The sequence below is a fragment of the Paracoccus sp. PAR01 genome (assembly GCF_014851995.1).
Lineage (GTDB): Bacteria > Pseudomonadota > Alphaproteobacteria > Rhodobacterales > Rhodobacteraceae > Paracoccus > Paracoccus litorisediminis.
Map to the genome: position 1 here is coordinate 1 of NZ_JACVAW010000088.1, position 768 is coordinate 768.

Consider the following 768-nt stretch of genomic DNA (forward strand, 5'->3'; position numbering starts at 1 on the left):
AGGGATCGGGGTCGAATAGACCACATTGCTGTCATAGGTCGGGACATAGACCACGCCGGGATCTGCCGGGGCGATCTGGATCTTGTCATTGACCTTTTCGACCTTCTGGACCGGGCTATCGGCAAGATAGCCCATTTTCTCGGCCTTGCCCCGCAGGCGCTGGATCGAGGCCAGCACGTCGTCAGTCTGTCCGACCACCGCCTCACCAGCCTGCTCGGTCCAGTCCATATTGTCGCTCATCCGGGTGATGACATCAGGAAAGCCGGCGGCAAGTTCGCGCACGCTGTCATCCCAGGACTCGGCCGAAGCCAGTTTGGCGCGTTCCTTGTCGGGGGTGTCGGCATTGTCCTCGACGAAGTTTCCGGCTTTGGCCACGTCCAGCGGAAAAGTCGTGGCAACCAGAGTTGGGGTCAGCAATGGGTCCGGGAACAGCGCGACCGGCCCGAAAAGCGTGTCGAGTTCGTCGGGCGAAAGCGTTCCCTCGGCCGCGATCGCGGCCTGCATCGCCGGTGAGGGCGTCGCACCCTGCGCACCGCTGGCGCAGGGGATGTTCAACGTCATTCCGACCGCAAGGCTTTCCGGTTTGCCGCCCAGCACATCCCGGTTTGCATCAAGGATGAGGCCGTAAAGATTGGGGTCGCCATAGGCGCGGGTCGCAAGCTTGCTCAGCGTCTCGCCGCTGGCAACCACATGCGGGTTGCCGCAGGTCAGGGCGTCCTGTGCCAGCAATGGTGGGGCGGTTGCAGACAGCATCAGGCCTGCCGCAAG

The 768-nt window shown here is 63.2% G+C and carries 1 protein-coding gene; it reads right to left on the reverse strand.

Annotated features, from left to right (window positions below; translation table 11 throughout):
• A partial coding sequence (locus tag IB235_RS24795; protein WP_192339073.1) for a DUF3300 domain-containing protein occupies nt 1-753 on the reverse strand: 753 nt, incomplete at its 3' end.
• Nucleotides 754-768: the final 15 nt, after the last annotated feature.